This window comes from Rhizobium sp. BK529, assembly GCF_014194105.1.
Lineage (GTDB): Bacteria > Pseudomonadota > Alphaproteobacteria > Rhizobiales > Rhizobiaceae > Rhizobium.
The window spans coordinates 1,931,993-1,949,077 of sequence record NZ_JACIAU010000001.1 but is presented as its reverse complement, the minus strand read 5'-3'; the positions used below and the strand labels follow the sequence as shown (position 1 = coordinate 1,949,077).

General features: G+C 60.2%; 17 protein-coding genes, 2 tRNA genes and 1 riboswitch. Of the genes, 18 read left to right on the top strand and 1 reads right to left on the bottom strand.

From position 1 onward, the window contains the following. The first annotated feature begins 136 nt into the window (after nt 1–136). The 3 genes from hupB to FHX08_RS09840 all read left to right on the top strand — a co-directional run bounded on the left by hupB (nt 137) and on the right by FHX08_RS09840 (nt 3,970). Nucleotides 137–412, top strand: a complete 276-nt coding sequence (gene hupB, locus FHX08_RS09850) for a DNA-binding protein HupB (protein ID WP_003558438.1) — start codon at nt 137–139, stop codon at nt 410–412. 119 nt (nt 413–531) lie between these two features. Then, nucleotides 532–685, top strand: a riboswitch (FMN riboswitch). 88 nt (nt 686–773) lie between these two features. Then, nucleotides 774–1,673 (top strand): DMT family transporter, encoded by a 900-nt coding sequence (locus FHX08_RS09845; protein ID WP_132651175.1) that lies wholly within the window; start codon nt 774–776, stop codon nt 1,671–1,673. A gap of 95 nt (nt 1,674–1,768) precedes the next feature. Further along, on the top strand, nt 1,769–3,970 hold the full coding sequence (locus FHX08_RS09840) for an esterase-like activity of phytase family protein (RefSeq protein WP_132651176.1): 2,202 nt from the start codon (nt 1,769–1,771) through the stop codon (nt 3,968–3,970). A gap of 87 nt (nt 3,971–4,057) precedes the next feature. Here the strand turns inward: FHX08_RS09840 and FHX08_RS09835 are convergent, their stop codons facing one another. Continuing rightward, the gene (locus FHX08_RS09835) at nt 4,058–5,044 is read right to left on the bottom strand and encodes an aldo/keto reductase (RefSeq protein ID WP_132651177.1); all 987 of its coding nucleotides are present in this window, start codon (nt 5,042–5,044) and stop codon (nt 4,058–4,060) included. Nucleotides 5,045–5,194: 150 nt separating this feature from the next. Between FHX08_RS09835 and FHX08_RS09830 the strand changes: the two genes are divergently transcribed. The 15 genes from FHX08_RS09830 (at nt 5,195) to nuoI (ending at nt 16,985) form a co-directional block, all read left to right on the top strand. Next, nucleotides 5,195–5,596 carry a cupin domain-containing protein gene (locus FHX08_RS09830; RefSeq protein ID WP_132651178.1) on the top strand — a complete coding sequence of 134 codons (402 nt, stop codon included), beginning with the start codon at nt 5,195–5,197 and terminating at the stop codon, nt 5,594–5,596. 364 nt (nt 5,597–5,960) lie between these two features. After that, nucleotides 5,961–6,037 (top strand) — tRNA-Asp (locus FHX08_RS09825). Between the two features lie 73 nt (nt 6,038–6,110). After that, nucleotides 6,111–6,187, top strand: a tRNA-Asp gene (locus FHX08_RS09820). A gap of 247 nt (nt 6,188–6,434) precedes the next feature. After that, nucleotides 6,435–6,800, top strand: a complete 366-nt coding sequence (locus tag FHX08_RS09815) for an NADH-quinone oxidoreductase subunit A (protein WP_008521906.1) — start codon at nt 6,435–6,437, stop codon at nt 6,798–6,800. Next, nucleotides 6,791–7,375, top strand: coding sequence for a NuoB/complex I 20 kDa subunit family protein (locus tag FHX08_RS09810; RefSeq protein ID WP_112566273.1), 585 nt, complete (start codon nt 6,791–6,793; stop codon nt 7,373–7,375). The genes FHX08_RS09815 and FHX08_RS09810 overlap by 10 nt, the downstream gene beginning before the upstream one ends. A gap of 18 nt (nt 7,376–7,393) precedes the next feature. Then, nucleotides 7,394–7,996, top strand: a complete 603-nt coding sequence (locus FHX08_RS09805; protein WP_132651179.1) for an NADH-quinone oxidoreductase subunit C — start codon at nt 7,394–7,396, stop codon at nt 7,994–7,996. An 82-nt stretch (nt 7,997–8,078) separates the two neighbouring features. Then, on the top strand, nt 8,079–8,402 hold the full coding sequence (locus tag FHX08_RS09800) for a four helix bundle protein (protein WP_210288186.1): 324 nt from the start codon (nt 8,079–8,081) through the stop codon (nt 8,400–8,402). 79 nt (nt 8,403–8,481) lie between these two features. Next, nucleotides 8,482–9,672 (top strand): NADH-quinone oxidoreductase subunit D, encoded by a 1,191-nt coding sequence (locus FHX08_RS09795; RefSeq protein ID WP_132651181.1) that lies wholly within the window; start codon nt 8,482–8,484, stop codon nt 9,670–9,672. After that, nucleotides 9,672–9,944 carry a hypothetical protein gene (locus tag FHX08_RS09790; protein ID WP_132651182.1) on the top strand — a complete coding sequence of 91 codons (273 nt, stop codon included), beginning with the start codon at nt 9,672–9,674 and terminating at the stop codon, nt 9,942–9,944. Before FHX08_RS09795 ends, FHX08_RS09790 begins: the two co-directional genes overlap by 1 nt. Before the next feature lie 16 nt (nt 9,945–9,960). Continuing rightward, complete coding sequence (locus FHX08_RS09785) at nt 9,961–11,106, top strand: NADH-quinone oxidoreductase subunit E (RefSeq protein WP_132651183.1); 1,146 nt, start codon at nt 9,961–9,963, stop codon at nt 11,104–11,106. Between the two features lie 12 nt (nt 11,107–11,118). Next, a complete protein-coding gene (gene nuoF / locus FHX08_RS09780) occupies nt 11,119–12,423 on the top strand; it encodes an NADH-quinone oxidoreductase subunit NuoF (protein ID WP_132651184.1) in 1,305 nt (434 codons plus the stop codon). Between the two features lie 4 nt (nt 12,424–12,427). After that, nucleotides 12,428–13,090 (top strand): 5' DNA nuclease, encoded by a 663-nt coding sequence (locus FHX08_RS09775; protein WP_184327099.1) that lies wholly within the window; start codon nt 12,428–12,430, stop codon nt 13,088–13,090. A 225-nt stretch (nt 13,091–13,315) separates the two neighbouring features. Continuing rightward, complete coding sequence (gene nuoG, locus FHX08_RS09770) at nt 13,316–15,397, top strand: NADH-quinone oxidoreductase subunit NuoG (protein WP_132651975.1); 2,082 nt, start codon at nt 13,316–13,318, stop codon at nt 15,395–15,397. Between the two features lie 12 nt (nt 15,398–15,409). After that, nucleotides 15,410–16,456: an NADH-quinone oxidoreductase subunit NuoH gene (gene nuoH, locus FHX08_RS09765; protein ID WP_132651186.1), complete on the top strand. Its 1,047-nt coding sequence runs from the start codon at nt 15,410–15,412 to the stop codon at nt 16,454–16,456. A gap of 37 nt (nt 16,457–16,493) precedes the next feature. Beyond that, nucleotides 16,494–16,985: an NADH-quinone oxidoreductase subunit NuoI gene (gene nuoI, locus FHX08_RS09760; RefSeq protein WP_132651187.1), complete on the top strand. Its 492-nt coding sequence runs from the start codon at nt 16,494–16,496 to the stop codon at nt 16,983–16,985. Nucleotides 16,986–17,085: the final 100 nt, after the last annotated feature.

Sequence of the window (17,085 nt, the reverse complement as noted above, 5' to 3'; positions counted from 1 at the left end):
TGTGAAAACGTCATGTAGCCGCTTGCTTTTCCTTGATTTGCAGGGTTTTTGAGTTCCCGGCGGGCCTGATGAAAGCGATTTCCGCGCCTAGCTTACAGATTGAGTTGTTTCAAACCATTTAGAAAGGGGTGGAAACATGAACAAGAATGAACTCGTGTCTGCAGTAGCCGAAAAGGCTGGATTGACGAAGTCTGACGCAGCATCTGCCGTCGACGCAGTTTTCGACGTTGTGCAGGCTGAACTGAAGAACAAGGGCGACATCCGCCTCGCTGGCTTCGGCAGCTTCACGGTTTCTCATCGCGCTGCCACGAAGGGCCGTAACCCGTCGACCGGCGCCGAGGTTGATATTCCGGCACGCAACGTGCCGAAGTTCACGCCCGGCAAGGGCCTGAAGGACGCCGTCAACGGCTGATACGAGATAGTCCGCCGGCCGCAAACGAGAACGGCCGCGCAGGATTTTGAGGGGTTCGGCATCGCCGGACCCCTTTTTGTTTTGCCGCTTGCCGCACGCAGCCCTTTGTTTTACGACCATGATGTTCTCAGGGCGGGGTGAAAGTCCCCACCGGCGGTAAGGGCCTTGGCCCAAGTCCGCGAGCGCCTTCCGAAGCCGTGGGCGAAGGAAGGGTCAGCAGATCCGGTGCAATTCCGGAGCCGACGGTTAAAGTCCGGATGAAAGAGAATGAGCATGGCCGCGCGCGGGCAGGGGACTGCTGGCGTTTGCGTGTCATTGCCTCATGCGTCCTGATTTATGTGATCCCTATTGGATGGAAGACATGAATCAGAGTTCCCTTGCAATGCCGTATTCGCGCGCCCTTGCCGGTGCAGCCTTTATGGTGCTCGGAGGCGTTGCCTTCTCGCTCCTCAATGTCGTCACCCAGTGGCTGGCCATGACGCTCGCCTTTCCGGCGGCTTCCGCAGCCTTCTGGCAATACGGCTTTGCCTTCCTTTTCTCCTTGCCCTTCCTGCGCAGGGCTGGCCTTTCGGCCATGCGCACGGACCATCCGTGGCGCCATGTCGTGCGCGTTGCCTTTGCCGCGCTCGGCGTCCAGGCATGGGTCTCCGGCCTGGCTTCGGTGCCGATCTGGCAGGCGATCGCGCTTGTCATGACCTCTCCCTTCTTCATCATTCTCGGCGCGCGCCTGTTCCTCGGCGAACGGGTCGGCGCTGCCCGCTGGACGGCGACGGGTGTCGGATTTGCCGGTGCGATGATCATTCTCCAGCCATGGTCCGACAGCTTTACCTGGGCAGCGCTCCTGCCGGTCGTCTCAGCTGTGCTCTGGGGAGCCTCCTCGCTGATCACCAAGAGCCTGACTGGCATCGAGAAGCCCGAGACGATCACCGTCTGGCTGCTGGTGCTGCTGACGCCGATCAATGGCGGTCTGGCACTTGCCGCAGGCTTTGCCGCGCCGACAGCAGCAACGCTTGCTCTCTTTCTTCTGGCCGGCCTCCTGACGGTCGTGGCGCAATATCTGCTGACCCTTGCCTATGCCAGTGCTGACGCCGCCTATGTACAGCCCTTCGACGACCTGAAACTCCCGTTGAACGTGCTCGCCGGATGGATTTTCTTCGGTTATGCGCCGGCCGGTTATCTGTGGCTCGGCGCCGCGCTCATTCTCGGTGCCTCGCTTTTCATCATGCGCAACGAAATGCGTCGGGAGAAGCAAACGAGCTGACGCAAGCTGTACAAAATGTCGCAGCCTGTCATGTCTCTGTCATGCCAGTCCCGCAAAAAACCTCTGTTCGATTTTTCGACATTGGGGGATTTTCAATGACGTCGTACTCACGCAAGGCAGCCCTCGCTGCCGTGCTTCTCACGTCCGTTGCCTTCCCGGCAACGGCTGAACCGGTTTTCAACCGCATCGCCTCTTTCCCGGTCGCAACCAACCTGCCGGCCGGCAAGGACAAGCTTTCGGCCACTTCTGCCGAAATCGTCACCGCTTCGCAGGATGGCAATATGCTGATCTATAGCGACAGCCCGCTCGGCGCGATCGGGTTCATCGATATCACCGACGCCAAGGCCCCCAAGGCCGGCGGCGCGCTGATGATGGATGGCGAGCCGACCTCGGTCACGACTGCAGCCGGCAAGGCGCTCGTCGCGGTCAACACCGGTGAAAGCAAGCAGAAGCCGTCCGGTCGTCTGGCGATCGTCGATATCGCCACGAAGAAGATCGACGCGAGCTGCGATCTCGGCGGTCAGCCCGATTCGATTGCCCTCAACAAGGATAGGACACTCGGCACCATCGCGATCGAAAACGAGCGCGACGAAGAGGTCAACGATGGCAAGATCCCGCAGATGCCGGCAGGCGACCTCGTCGTCTTCCAGGTCAAGACCGACGGCACCGTCGATTGCGGCACGATCAAGCATGTCGCTCTCACTGGCCTCGCGGGTATTGCACCGGAAGATCCGGAGCCTGAATTCGTTTCCTTCAACGGCCAGAACGAAATCGCTCTCACGCTGCAGGAAAACAACGAGATCATCATTCTCGACGGTGCGACAGGCACGGTGAAGACGCACTTCTCCGCCGGCACCGTGGACCTCACCGGCATCGATACCAAGCGTGACGGCGCCTTGAAGTTCACCGGCGAGAAGAAGAGCGTCAAGCGCGAGCCCGACGCCGTGAAATGGCTGGATGACAACCGTCTCGTCGTCGCCAACGAGGGCGATTATGAAGGCGGCTCGCGCGGCTTCACCATCTTCGACAAGACCGGTAAGGTTCTCTTCGAATCGGGCAGTTCCTTCGAGCGCGCCGTTGCCTCTGTCGGCCACTATCCGGAAGGTCGCTCCTCATCGAAGGGCGTCGAGCCGGAAGGGCTCGAAGCCGCCAAATTCGGCGACGATAACCTGTTCTTCCTGCTCGCCGAGCGCGCTTCCGTCGTCGGCGTCTACAAGGATACGGGTGCCGACCCGCAGCTGCTGCAGATCCTGCCGTCGGGCACGTCCCCGGAAGGCGCTATCGCCATTCCGCAGCGCAACCTGCTGGCGACTGCCAACGAACTCGACCTCGGCAAAGACGGTGGTCCGCGTTCGCACGTCATGATCTACGAGCGCAGCGAAGGCGAGAAGGCCTACCCTCAGATCGTATCCGCTGAAAAGGACGGCAACCCGATCGGCTTCGCAGCCCTTTCGGGTCTTGCGGCCGTTCCGGGCAAACCGGGCATGCTCTATGCCGTCAGCGACAGCGTCCTCGGCTCGCAGCCGACGATCTACACGATCGATACCACCAAGAAGCCGGCCGTCATCACCGATGCGCTCGTCGTCAAGCGTGACGGAGCCCCGGCCCAGAAGCTCGACATCGAAGGCATCGCCGTTGCTTCGGATGGCTCCTTCTGGCTAGCTTCGGAAGGTTATACCGAGCGCCTCGTTCCTCATGCGCTCTATAACCTCACGGCCAAGGGCGACATCAAGACTGAGATCGCCTTGCCGAAAGAACTGCTCGCCAACGAAATCCGCTATGGCTTCGAAGGCGTGACGATCGTCGGCACCGGCGACGATGCGACGCTCTGGATGGCCGTTCAGCGCGAGTGGAACGACGACGAGAAAGGCTTCGTCAAGCTCGTTTCCTATAACCCGAAGAAGAAGGAATGGGGCGCCGTACGGTACCCCCTCGACAAGAGCGAGAGCGGCTGGGTGGGCCTTTCCGAAATCAGCGCGCAAGGTGACAGTGTGTACATCATCGAGCGCGACAACCTTATCGGCGACGCAGCCAAGCTAAAGAAGCTCTACAAGGTCGCAATATCGGACCTGAAGCCGGCCAAGCTCGGCGGTGAACTGCCTGTCGTCAAGAAGACGGAAGCCCATGATTTCATCGGCGACCTGAAGTCGGCAACCAACGGCTACGTTCTCGACAAGCTGGAAGGCTTCGCCTTCGACGCATCGGGCAAGCCCTATGCGGTGACCGACAATGACGGTGTCAGCGATTCCTCGGGCGAGACCCTGTTCTTCCCGGTCAACCTGACCGCCACCAACTGATCTATCGTCCCCTTGAAATGGAAAGGTCGGGCTCGTGCCCGGCCTTTTCTGTTTGAACTTTACCGACCGTGAGGGGTCGGTCAGGGCTTACCAGCGCTGATGCACATGCGGCGCGATCAGATGCTCATAGATTTCACGCGTCGCAGCCATGACGTCGGCAGAGAGCGGCGCAAGGTCGGCAGCGGCCGCGTTCGCCTTAGCCTGTTCGGCATTGCGTGCGCCGGGAATGACGACGGTGACGGCGTCCGCCATTAGGATCCAGCGCAGTGCAAAGGCAGCCATGCTGGCGCCTTGGGGGACGAGCTTGCGCACTTCTTCGACCGCCTGCAGACCGACCTCGAAGGGTACGCCCGAGAAGGTCTCGCCGACATCGAAGGCCTCGCCATGGCGGTTGAAATTGCGGTGATCGTCGCTGGCGAACTTCGTGTCGCGGGTGATCTTGCCGGAGAGCAGACCACTTGCGAGCGGCACGCGGGCGATGATCGCCACGTTCTTGCGGCGGGCTTCGCTAAAGAACAGGTGATCGGGACGCTGACGGAAAATGTTGTAGATGATCTGGATGCTGACGACGCCGGGATATTCGATTGCCTTCAGGGCTTCCTCGACCTTCTCGACGCTGACGCCATAACCCTTGATCTTGCCGGCCTTCTGCAACTCGTCCAGGCCTGCGAAGACTTCGGGGCGGTAGAGCACCTCGGTCTGCGGGCAGTGAAGCTGCACGAGGTCGAGGCTGTCCACCTGCAGGTTCTTGAGGCTACGGTCGATGAAGCCTTCGAGATTGGCCTTGTTGTAGCCACTGGCGACATGAGGGTTGAGACGACGGCCGGCCTTGGTTGCGACCATCGGGCGCTCGCCACCACGCGCCTTCAGCACGTCGGCAATGATCTTTTCCGAGCGGCCATCGCCATAGACGTCGGCGGTGTCGATGAAGGTCATACCGGCATCAAGTGCGGCGTTCAGCGCGGCCCGGCCGTCCGCTTCGCTGACATCGCCCCAGGAGCCGCCGATCTGCCAGGCACCGAAGCCGACATCGGTGACGGTGAAGGGCAGGCGGCCGAAAGCATGATGTTTCATGAAAAATCCTCCGTTCGTAATAAAAGGCCCTCGCAGTAGCAGGCGCCGGGTGGGGCGGCAATCGCCGATGCCGCTTGGCTCGTCTGCTGCGATCAAATATCCTCGTCCGGGACGGCTTCAACCGCAGACGATGGAGGAACAGGAAAAATCATGGATATCAAGACCGCAGGCTCGCGCCCCTCCACCAAAGGTCGGGCTGACTATTTCACCGGTTCAGTACGGCTGGATCCGCTTGTCGATGCGCCGGATCCAGCCCGCGTGCAGGCCGCCCACGTAACATTCGAACCCGGCGCGCGCACGAACTGGCACACCCATCCCCTCGGGCAGACGCTGATCGTTACGTCAGGCAGAGGGCTCGCGCAGACCTGGGGCGGGGACATCAGGGAAATCCGTGCCGGCGACATCGTCTGGTTCGCGCCGGGCGAGAAGCATTGGCATGGGGCAAGTGCAGAGACGGCCATGAGCCATATCGCCATCCAGGAAGCTTTGAACGGCAGCGTCGCCGAGTGGCTGGAGCAGGTCAGTGACGAGCAATATGCTGGCAAGGCCTGAGACGACGCAGCTTTCACAGGGGTGACCGTGCGGTATGATTCGGCGAAGGGCGCGAGCGCCGCGCGCGGGAATGGCTTTCGGCAAGCTTATACTTGCCAGCCTGTGGAAAAGTTCATCCGTCGGCGGAAGGGTCGTGAAGTCCAAGCAACGACCTGCCGCAGCGGCAGGGGAGCGGTTGTGCCCTGGATGCGGATCTGGGGTCCGGCGGAAGATTGGCAAAGGCTTTCCGAAACAATTTCAGGACTGTCATGGTTTTGTCTCCAAACCTGCTTGACACTAAAAGGCGAACCCCTTAGTTAGCCGCTCATCCAAACGGCCAGCCCGTTCGGAGGGGGTGCTCAGGCACCGGATTGCTTAAAAGAGTGCGGGTGTAGCTCAGTCGGTTAGAGTGCCGGCCTGTCACGCCGGAGGTCGCGGGTTCGAGCCCCGTCACTCGCGCCACTTTTGAGCAGGCGGCAAATCGTCGCCGCGGATCCGGTTTCGTGTTATCCTCAAGGTCCGAAAGGTCCAGTGCGCGGGTGTAGCTCAGTCGGTTAGAGTGCCGGCCTGTCACGCCGGAGGTCGCGGGTTCGAGCCCCGTCACTCGCGCCATTTCTTCCGAAAAGCCATGCAATTTCCGAGGGTCAGCCATGCGGCCTTCAGCAACTTTGCGGGATTTGTCGCGACATCGTTGCATCTGCTTGATAAAGTCCGTCCCACACTGTTCGAATAGCTTCTGTAAAAGTCTTGCGCCGGGGCTCTGGCTGCGCTAACCACGGCTTGTTGCAACGCACGTTCGCTTGTCGGGCATTTGCCCAGTCGCGCCGCCCGGCGCCGCCCGCAAGCAGGGATGAACATGATGACTGAACTGCTCAGTTCCTATATTCCGATCGCTATTTTCATCGGTATCGCGCTCGTTATCGGCCTGGCGCTGCTCATTGCGCCGTTTGCCGTTGCCTTCAAGGCGCCTGATTCGGAAAAGCTTTCGGCCTACGAATGCGGTTTCAACGCATTCGACGACGCCCGCATGAAGTTCGACATCCGCTTCTACCTCGTGTCGATTCTCTTCATCATCTTCGACCTTGAAGTCGCCTTCCTCTTCCCGTGGGCCGTTTCCTTCGGTGCCATCGGCTGGTTCGGCTTCTGGTCCATGATGGTCTTCCTTCTCGTGCTGACCATCGGCTTTATCTATGAATGGAAGAAGGGAGCCCTGGAATGGGAGTAGTCCCCGCTGGCAATCAGACGCTCGTCGCGCCACAGCCGAAGGGGATCATCGATCCCTCGACTGGTAAGCCGATCGGCAGCAACGATGCGTTTTTCGGCGAGATCAACAATGAGCTCGCCGACAAGGGTTTTCTCGTCACCTCGACCGACGAGCTGATCAACTGGGCTCGTACCGGCTCGCTGATGTGGATGACCTTCGGTCTTGCCTGCTGCGCTGTTGAAATGATGCAGCTCTCCATGCCGCGTTACGACGTCGAGCGCTTCGGTTTCGCTCCGCGCGCTTCGCCGCGCCAGTCGGACGTCATGATCGTCGCCGGCACGCTGACCAACAAGATGGCGCCTGCGCTCCGCAAGGTCTACGACCAGATGCCTGAGCCGCGTTACGTCATCTCCATGGGCTCGTGCGCCAATGGCGGCGGCTACTATCACTATTCCTATTCGGTTGTTCGTGGCTGCGACCGCGTCGTGCCAATCGACATCTACGTGCCGGGCTGTCCCCCCACGGCAGAAGCGTTGCTTTACGGCGTGCTTTTGCTGCAGAAGAAGATCCGCCGCACCGGCACGATCGAACGCTAAGGGCAAGGACAGAAAATTATGAGCGAAGCCCTCACAGAGCTTTCGTCCTACGTTTCGGAAGCGCGCGGCAATCTGATTGCCGCCTCGCAGCTTAAGTATGGCGAGCTGACGCTGACGACGACTGGCGACAATCTGATCCCGCTGCTGACCTTCCTGCGCGACGATGCTAAGTGCGCATTCGTCAACCTGACGGATATTTGCGGCGTCGACTGGCCACAGCGCGAACAGCGCTTCGACGTCGTCTATCACCTCCTGTCGCCGAAGAAGAACCTGCGCATTCGTGTGAAGGTGGCGACCGACGAAGATACGCCGGTTCCATCTGCCTGTGCCGTTTATCCGGGCGCCGATTGGTTCGAGCGCGAGACCTGGGACATGTACGGCGTGCTCTTTACCGGTCATCCGGACCTGCGCCGCATCCTGACCGACTATGGTTTCGAAGGTCATCCGCTGCGCAAGGACTTTCCGACGACCGGTTTCGTCGAAGTTCGCTACGACGATGCGGCAAAGCGCGTCGTTTACGAACCGGTGGAACTCAAGCAGGAGTTCCGAAACTTTGACTTCTTGTCGCCCTGGGAAGGCACCGAATACGTGCTGCCCGGCGACGAAAAAGCGAAGCAGTAAAGCGAATAGTGAATAGTGAGTAGCGAATAGTTGGAAGGGCGCTCAGACGATAAACTCTTATAAAGACCTTAAGGTATGGCAGATGGCAATCGATCTCGCGGTGGATTGTTATCAGCTAACCAAAAGATTCCCGAAAGAAGAGGTTTACGGTCTGACAGCTCAGATACGCAGGGCGGCGACTTCTATCGCAGCCAATATCGCTGAAGGGCACGGACGTGAAGTCACGGGAAGCTTCATTCAGTTTCTGCGGATCTCCCAGGGTTCGTTAAAGGAATTGGAAACGCATATGCTCATCTCTCACCGCATCAGCATGATCGACGAGAGTGAGTTCAGGCAGATGACCGGAAAATGCGACGAGATCGGACGAATGATTCGCGCGCTAATACGGAGTCTCCAGGAGAAGTGATGATACTGAACGAAACTACTCGCTATTCGCCATTCGCTATTCGCTTGATTGGCACCGCGTTTGGCATGGAGCACGCAGCATGACCGAACATAATGTCCGCAACTTCAACATCAATTTCGGACCGCAGCATCCGGCGGCGCACGGTGTGCTTCGTCTTGTCCTGGAGCTTGACGGCGAAATTGTGGAACGCGTCGACCCGCATATCGGTCTTCTCCATCGCGGCACCGAAAAGCTGATCGAGACCAAGACGTATTTGCAGGCCGTTCCGTATTTCGATCGCCTCGACTACGTTGCGCCGATGAACCAGGAGCATGCCTATGCGCTGGCCGTCGAAAAGCTGCTTGGCATCGAGATCCCAATCCGCGGCCAGCTCATCCGCGTTCTCTATTCGGAAATCGGCCGCATCCTGTCGCATCTCCTGAATGTCACCACGCAGGCCATGGACGTCGGCGCGCTGACGCCGCCGCTCTGGGGCTTCGAAGAGCGCGAAAAACTGATGGTGTTCTACGAGCGTGCCTGCGGTGCGCGCATGCATGCGGCTTATTTCCGACCGGGTGGCGTTCACCAGGATCTGCCGGAACAGCTCGTGCAGGACATTGGCAATTGGTGCGACGAATTCCCGGGCAAGCTCGACGATATCGACGACCTTCTGACTGGCAACCGTATCTTCAAGCAGCGTAACGTCGATATCGGCGTTGTCGCGCTCGAAGATTGCTGGGCCTGGGGCTTCTCGGGCGTCATGGTGCGTGGTTCGGGCGCTGCCTGGGACTTGCGCCGCGCGCAGCCCTATGAATGCTATTCGGATCTTGAGTTCGACATTCCGGTCGGCAAGAACGGCGACAACTACGATCGTTACCTGATCCGTATGATCGAGATGCGCGAATCCGTGAAGATCATGAGGCAGTGCGTGAACCGCCTGCTCGGTGATGCCAAGACGGGACCGTTCTCCTCGATCGACGGCAAGGTCGTTCCGCCGAAGCGCGGCGAGATGAAACGTTCGATGGAAGCGCTCATCCACCACTTCAAGCTCTACACCGAAGGTTATCACGTTCCGGCCGGCGAAGTTTATGCCGCCGTCGAAGCGCCAAAGGGCGAGTTCGGCGTCTATCTCGTCTCCGATGGCACCAACAAGCCTTACCGCTGCAAGATCCGCGCTCCGGGTTATGCGCATCTGCAGGCGATGGACTTCATGTGCCGTGGCCACCAGCTCGCCGACGTCGCGGCCGTTCTCGGCTCGCTCGACATCGTGTTCGGCGAGGTGGACCGGTAATGCAGGCTCTGCCGCTCGCAGCTGCCATTCTCTTTGCAGCCTCCGGCGCTTTCGCGCAGGAAGCGGGCAAGCTCGGCACGCCGCTGGGCCACGATGAGGCGCAGCCGCCGGCGGAGCAGTCGTCCATGGGCGAGCTTTTGTCCAAGGGCTATCAGATCAAGGCCGCCGTGCCAAACGGCGGCAAGTTTGTGGTATTTATGCAAAAAGACCAGTCGGCCTATGCCTGTGAAATGCAGTCTTTGACTGCTTCGCGGTGTGGAACGCTAAACTGACAAGGCGTGAGGAAGAATGTCCGTTCGTCGATTAGCCGAAGATCAATTCCAGCCGGCCGCATTCGCTTTCAGCGATGAAAACGCGGTCTGGGCGGAAAAGACGATTCAGAAATATCCCGCAGGCCGTCAGCAGTCCGCGGTCATTCCGCTGTTGATGCGTGCGCAGGAGCAGGATGGTTGGGTCACCCGCGCGGCGATCGAAAAGGTCGCCGACATGCTGGACATGGCCTATATCCGTGTCCTCGAGGTCGCGACCTTCTACACCCAGTTCCAGCTCCATCCCGTTGGTTCCCGCGCTCACGTGCAGGTTTGCGGCACGACGCCCTGCATGCTGCGCGGCTCGGAAAAGCTGATGGGCGTCTGCCGCAGCAAGATTCATCAGCATCCTTTCGAACGCAATGCCGAAGGCACGCTGTCCTGGGAAGAGGTTGAATGTCTCGGGGCCTGCGTCAACGCGCCGATGGTGATGATCGGCAAGGATACCTATGAGGACCTGACGCCGGAGCGCCTGGAAGAGATCATCGATGCATTTGCTGCCGGTAACGGCGCGAGCGTCAAGGTCGGTCCGCAGATCGATCGTCACCTCTCTTCTCCCGAAGGCGGGCCGACGACGCTTCTGGACGACGTTCCCGTCACGCGCACCTGGGTTGACGAAACCCCGGCAAAGGCACCGGCCGACGGCGCACCGGTTCCTCCTTCCGAGGCCGCTCGTCCGAAGAGCACCGACGCTGAAACCAATCAGTCGCTGAAGACGCCGGCAACCTCGCCCAAGGCATCGGCCAAGAATGCGAAGGCTGCCGAAGTTCAGCCTCTGTCGGGCACTGCCGCTTCCGAGCCGGCCCCAAAGCCTGCCGCTGATGTCGCTGTCAAACCGTCGCTGACCGACAAGAATCGCCCGGCAGGCATCGAGAAGCCAGCCGCTCCCGACGATCTCAAGATGATCTCCGGTGTCGGTCCGAAGATCGAGGCAACGTTGCATGAGATCGGCATCTTCACCTTCGCGCAGATCGCGGGCTGGAAGAAGGCTGAACGTGAATGGGTCGATGGTTTCTTGAATTTCCGCGGCCGCATCGAGCGTGACGACTGGGTCAAGCAGGCCAAGGCGCTCGCCAAGGGCGGCGAAGCGGAATATATCAAGGTCTTCGGTAAGAAGCCGCGGTAAGAGGTGTGAGACATGCTGCAAGATAAAGACCGCATCTTTACCAACATCTACGGCCTCAAGGATAAGTCCCTGAAAGGCGCGATGAGCCGCGGCCACTGGGATGGTACCAAGCAGATCCTGGAAAAGGGCCGCGACTGGATCATCGACGAGATGAAGGCTTCCGGCCTTCGCGGTCGTGGCGGTGCAGGCTTCCCGACGGGCCTCAAGTGGTCCTTCATGCCGAAGCAGAGCGATGGCCGCCCGCATTACCTCGTCGTCAATGCCGACGAATCGGAGCCCGGCACCTGCAAGGACCGCGACATCATGCGAAACGATCCGCATACGCTGATCGAAGGCTGCGTGGTCGCAAGCTTCGCCATGGGCGCCAATGCCGCCTATATCTATGTGCGCGGCGAATATATCCGCGAGCGCGAAGCCCTGCAGGCTGCAATCGACGAATGCTATGATGCCGGTCTTCTCGGTAAGAACAACAAGCTCGGCTGGGACATGGATATCTACGTCCATCACGGCGCCGGCGCTTATATCTGCGGAGAAGAGACCGCACTGCTCGAAAGCCTTGAAGGCAAGAAGGGTCAGCCGCGCCTGAAGCCGCCGTTCCCGGCGAATATGGGTCTCTACGGCTGCCCGACGACTGTCAACAACGTCGAATCGATCGCCGTTGCTCCGACCATTCTGCGCCGTGGCGCCGGCTGGTTCTCGTCCTTCGGCCGTCCAAACAATGTCGGCACCAAGCTCTTCATGCTCTCGGGCCACGTCAACCGCCCGTGCACAGTCGAAGAAACCATGGGCATTACGTTCCGCGAACTGGTGGACAAGCACGCCGGCGGCATCCGCGGCGGTTGGGACAACCTGCTCGCCGTCATTCCGGGTGGCGCATCGTGCCCGATCGTTCCGGCCAAGGACATCATCGACTGCCCGATGGACTTCGATGGCCTGCGCGCTGTCGGCTCCTCCTTCGGTACGGCCGCCTCGATCGTCATGGACAAGTCCACCGATGTCATCAAAGCGATTGCCCGCATCTCGGCCTTCTTCAAGCATGAGAGCTGCGGTCAGTGCACACCATGCCGCGAAGGTACGGGCTGGATGTGGCGCGTGATGGAGCGTATGGCCCGCGGCAACGCGCAGAAGCGCGAAATCGACATGCTGTTCCAGGTCACCAAGCAGATCGAAGGCCACACCATCTGTGCGCTCGGCGACGCTGCCGCATGGCCGGTCCAAGGTCTGATCCGCAACTTCCGTCCGGAAATCGAAGCCCGTATCGACCAGTACACGGCCAATGCCCTCGATCATGGGGCGGTTCTGGAGGCGGCGGAGTAAGCGCATGACGACCAGCACATCCGATAGCAAGGTGAGGGAAGGGGCAGCCGATTTCGCGGCTGACTTCGGCCGACTTGCTGCCGGTATGCTGGAAAATGCGCGTGTAATGCCTATTCATCCGCTAATGGCCCACCCAGCTGCGGCATTTGCCGCGGCAACGGCGATCGGTTTCGGCCTTTCCACACAGATGGCCGGCATTTTCTTCGGCGCGCTGCAGGGTGCACTCGAAACGGCGAACATGGCAGCCGCAGCACTCGACGAAACGCCGCCGGACGAAGAAGTGCCGGAAATCGATATCCGTCCGGAAAATATCCGCCGGCCAGCTGAGAAGACCGAGCCGGCACGCAAGGTGGCAAAGCCGAAGCTGACGGTAGTTTCCACCAAGCCTCCGGCGGAGAAGAATACCAAGCCGGTAGCGGCTGCCAAGAGCAAGCCGGCCGCAAGGTCCAGGAAGGCTGATGACCTCAAGCTGATCGCCGGCATCGGTCCGAAGCTCGAACAGGTGCTGAACGCAAGAGGTATCCGCGCCTTCGCCGATATCGCCGCCTGGAGCGATCAGGACATTGCGAGCCTGGATGCCGAACTCGGCTTCGAAGGCCGCATCCTCCGCGACGATTGGGTCGGCCAGGCGAAGGTACTGGCGACGCGGGGTCGCAGGAAGAACTAGATTTCCGGCCACATGTGACGGCCGGAGGAATGGCGGATCGATCAGTGGGGCAGGGGCTCCGGATCGCAATGCCGCTGGCGGGTTTCGGGTCTCGGAACCGGCGAAGGAAAATTTGGGCAATACCAGCGCCAGGACGGAATGAAATGACCGCCTTGGCAATATGGATGTTGCAAAAATAGGTTTGTTTGCCGGTACCCGGCGAATGGGAAACAGGACTGAGTGACGATGGTTAAACTGAAGATTGACGGCAACGAGATCGAAGTTCCGGATCATTTCACGCTGCTGCAGGCGTGCGAAGAGGCTGGTGCTGAAGTTCCGCGCTTCTGCTTCCATGAGCGCCTTTCGGTTGCCGGCAATTGCCGCATGTGCCTCGTCGAGGTTAAGGGCGGTCCGCCGAAGCCGCAGGCTTCCTGCGCCATGGGCGTGCGTGATATCCGCGGCGGCCCGAACGGCGAACTGCCGGAAGTCTTCACCAACACGCCGATGGTCAAGAAGGCCCGCGAAGGCGTGATGGAATTCCTGCTCATCAATCATCCGCTCGATTGCCCGATCTGCGACCAGGGCGGCGAATGCGACCTGCAGGACCAGGCCATGGCCTTCGGCATCGACACCTCGCGCTATCAGGAAGACAAGCGCGCCGTCGAAGACAAATATATTGGCCCGCTCGTCAAGACGGTGATGAACCGCTGCATTCACTGCACGCGCTGCGTCCGTTTCACGACAGAGGTTGCCGGCATCTCCGAGCTCGGCCTGATCGGCCGCGGCGAAGACGCCGAGATTACCACCTATCTCGAGCAGGCCATGACCTCCGAGCTGCAGGGCAACGTCGTCGACCTCTGCCCGGTCGGTGCTCTGACCTCCAAGCCCTTCGCCTTCACGGCGCGTCCGTGGGAGCTGAACAAGACCGAATCGATCGACGTTATGGACGCCGTCGGCTCCGCGATCCGCGTCGATACGCGTGGCCGCGAAGTCATGCGCATCCTGCCGCGCGTCAACGAAGCTGTGAACGAAGAGTGGATTTCCGACAAGACCCGCCACGTCTGGGACGGCCTGAAGACACAGCGCCTCGACCGTCCTTACGTCCGCAAGGACGGCCGCCTGCAGCCGGCAACCTGGAGCGAAGCCTTCGGCGCCATCAAGGCCGCCGTTTCGGCAACGTCCGGCGACAAGATCGGTGCGATCGCCGGTGACCTCGCTTCGGTCGAAGAAATGTATGCCCTTTCCGAACTGGTGAAATCGCTCGGTTCCGAGAATCTTGACTGTCGCCAGGATGGGGCGGCACTTGATCCGTCGCTCGGCCGTGCGAGCTACCTCTTCAACCCGACCATCGCGGGCATCGAACAGGCCGACGCGTTGCTCATCATCGGCGCGAACCCGCGCTTTGAAGCTGCCATCCTGAACGCCCGTATCCGCAAGCGCTACCGTCGCGGCGGCTTCCCGATCGGTGTGATCGGGGAGGGCGGCGAGATGCGCTACAAGTATGACTACCTTGGCGCTGGTCCGGATACGCTGAAGGATATTCTCGATGGCGGCCACGCCTTCGCCGAAGTCCTCTCCAAGGCTTCCAAGCCGATGATCATCATCGGCCAGGGCGCCTTGACCCGCACGGATGGCGCTGGCGTTCTCGCAACGGCTGCCAAGCTCGCCGTCAATGTCGGTGCAATCGCTGAAGGCTGGAACGGTTTTGCCGTGCTGCACACTGCTGCATCCCGCGTCGGCGGCCTTGATCTCGGTTTCGTCCCGGGCGCCAAGGGCGTCAATGCCGCCGAAATGCTGAAGGCGATGGACGTGCTCTTCCTGCTCGGTGCAGATGAGCTCGATTTCTCGGCCAAGGCTGCGAAATTCACGGTCTATATCGGTTCGCACGGCGACAATGGCGCACATGGCGCGGACGTCATTCTGCCGGCCGCTGCCTACACCGAAAAGTCCGGCACCTGGGTCAATACCGAAGGCCGCGTCCAAATGGGCAACCGCGCCGGTTTCGCACCGGGCGACGCCCGCGAGGACTGGGCTATCATTCGCGCCCTTTCCGATGTGCTCGGCAAGAAACTTTCCTTTGATTCTCTCAGCGAGTTGCGCGCCAAGCTCTATGCGGCATTCCCGCATTTTGCGGCCATCGACGAGATCGCTGAGGGCGACAGCGCCCAAATTGCCGCACTGGCGAAAAAAGCCGGTAAGATGAACAAATCCGGGTTTGCGTCGCCGGTCAAAGACTTCTATTTGACGAACCCGATAGCGCGTGCCTCGGCTGTCATGGCCGAGTGCTCGGCATTGGCCCGCAACAATTTCAAAGTCGCGGCAGAGTAAGGGCAGGAACTCATGGATTCTTTCTTCTCGACCTATGTCTGGCCGGCGATCATCATGATCGGTCAGTCGCTGCTGCTGCTCGTCTGCCTGCTGATTTTCATCGCCTACGTTCTTCTTGCCGATCGCAAGATCTGGGCCGCCGTTCAGCTGCGCCGCGGTCCGAACGTCGTCGGTCCCTTCGGCCTGTTCCAGTCCTTTGCCGACCTTCTGAAATTCGTATTCAAGGAACCGGTCATTCCGGCCGGCGCCAACAAGGCAATCTTCCTGCTCGCCCCGCTTGTCACTGTGCTCCTGGCGCTGTCGACCTGGGCAGTCGTGCCGCTCGCCGACGGATGGGTGATCGCCAATATCAACGTCGGCATTCTGTACATCTTCGCGATCTCATCGCTCGAGGTTTACGGCATCATCATGGGCGGCTGGGCTTCGAATTCGAAGTATCCGTTCCTCGGTGCGCTGCGCTCCGCCGCGCAGATGGTGTCCTACGAAGTCTCGATCGGCTTCGTCATCGTCACCGTTCTCCTCTGCGTCGGTTCGCTGAACCTGACGGATATCGTCAATGCCCAGCGCACCGGCCTCGGTACGATGATCGGCCTGCCGAACTCGTTCCTCGACTGGCACTGGCTGGCGCTGTTCCCGATGTTCGTCGTCTTCTTCATCTCGGCGCTCGCCGAGACGAACCGCCCGCCTTTCGATCTGCCGGAAGCAGAATCCGAACTCGTCGCCGGCTTCATGGTGGAATACGGCTCGGCTCCGTATATGATGTTCATGCTCGGCGAATATGCGGCCGTCGTGCTGATGTGTTCGCTGACGACGATTCTCTTCCTCGGCGGCTGGCTGCCTCCGGTCGATTTCTGGCTCATTAACTGGGTGCCTGGCATCATCTGGTTCATGCTGAAGGCGTGCCTGGTGTTCTTCATGTTCGCCATGGTCAAGGCTTTCGTGCCCCGTTACCGCTACGACCAGCTCATGCGTCTCGGCTGGAAGGTCTTCCTTCCGCTGTCGCTCGCCATGGTCGTCATCGTTGCATTCGTGCTGAAACTGACGGGATGGGCAGGCTGATGTCCAACCTCGTTTCCGGCAAAATTGGAGATTGAAGATGGGAAGCCTATCCGCCTCCATCAACTCGCTTTTCCTCAAGGAATTCGTCGGCGCCTTTTTCCTGTCGATGCGCTATTTCTTCAAGCAGAAGGCGACGATCAATTACCCGTTCGAAAAAGGTCCGGTCAGCCCGCGTTTCCGCGGCGAGCATGCTCTGCGCCGCTATCCCAACGGTGAAGAGCGCTGCATCGCCTGCAAGCTGTGCGAAGCAATCTGTCCCGCTCAGGCGATCACCATCGAAGCCGGCCCACGCCGTAATGACGGCACCCGCCGCACGGTGCGTTATGACATCGACATGGTTAAGTGCATCTACTGCGGCTTCTGCCAGGAGGCATGTCCGGTCGATGCGATTGTCGAAGGCCCGAATTTCGAATTCGCCACCGAAACTCGCGAAGAGCTCTACTTCGACAAGCAGAAGCTGCTCGACAACGGCGATCGGTGGGAGCGTGAAATCGCTCGCAATATCGCGATGGACGCGCCGTACCGTTGATTGAAATTTGAAATGCCGCGGAAGGGCGCTTTGCCCGCTGCGGTCAACATGCACCGGGGCTTTGCCGGCGTAAGCTGTGTGAAGTCCTATCGGGCAGGGA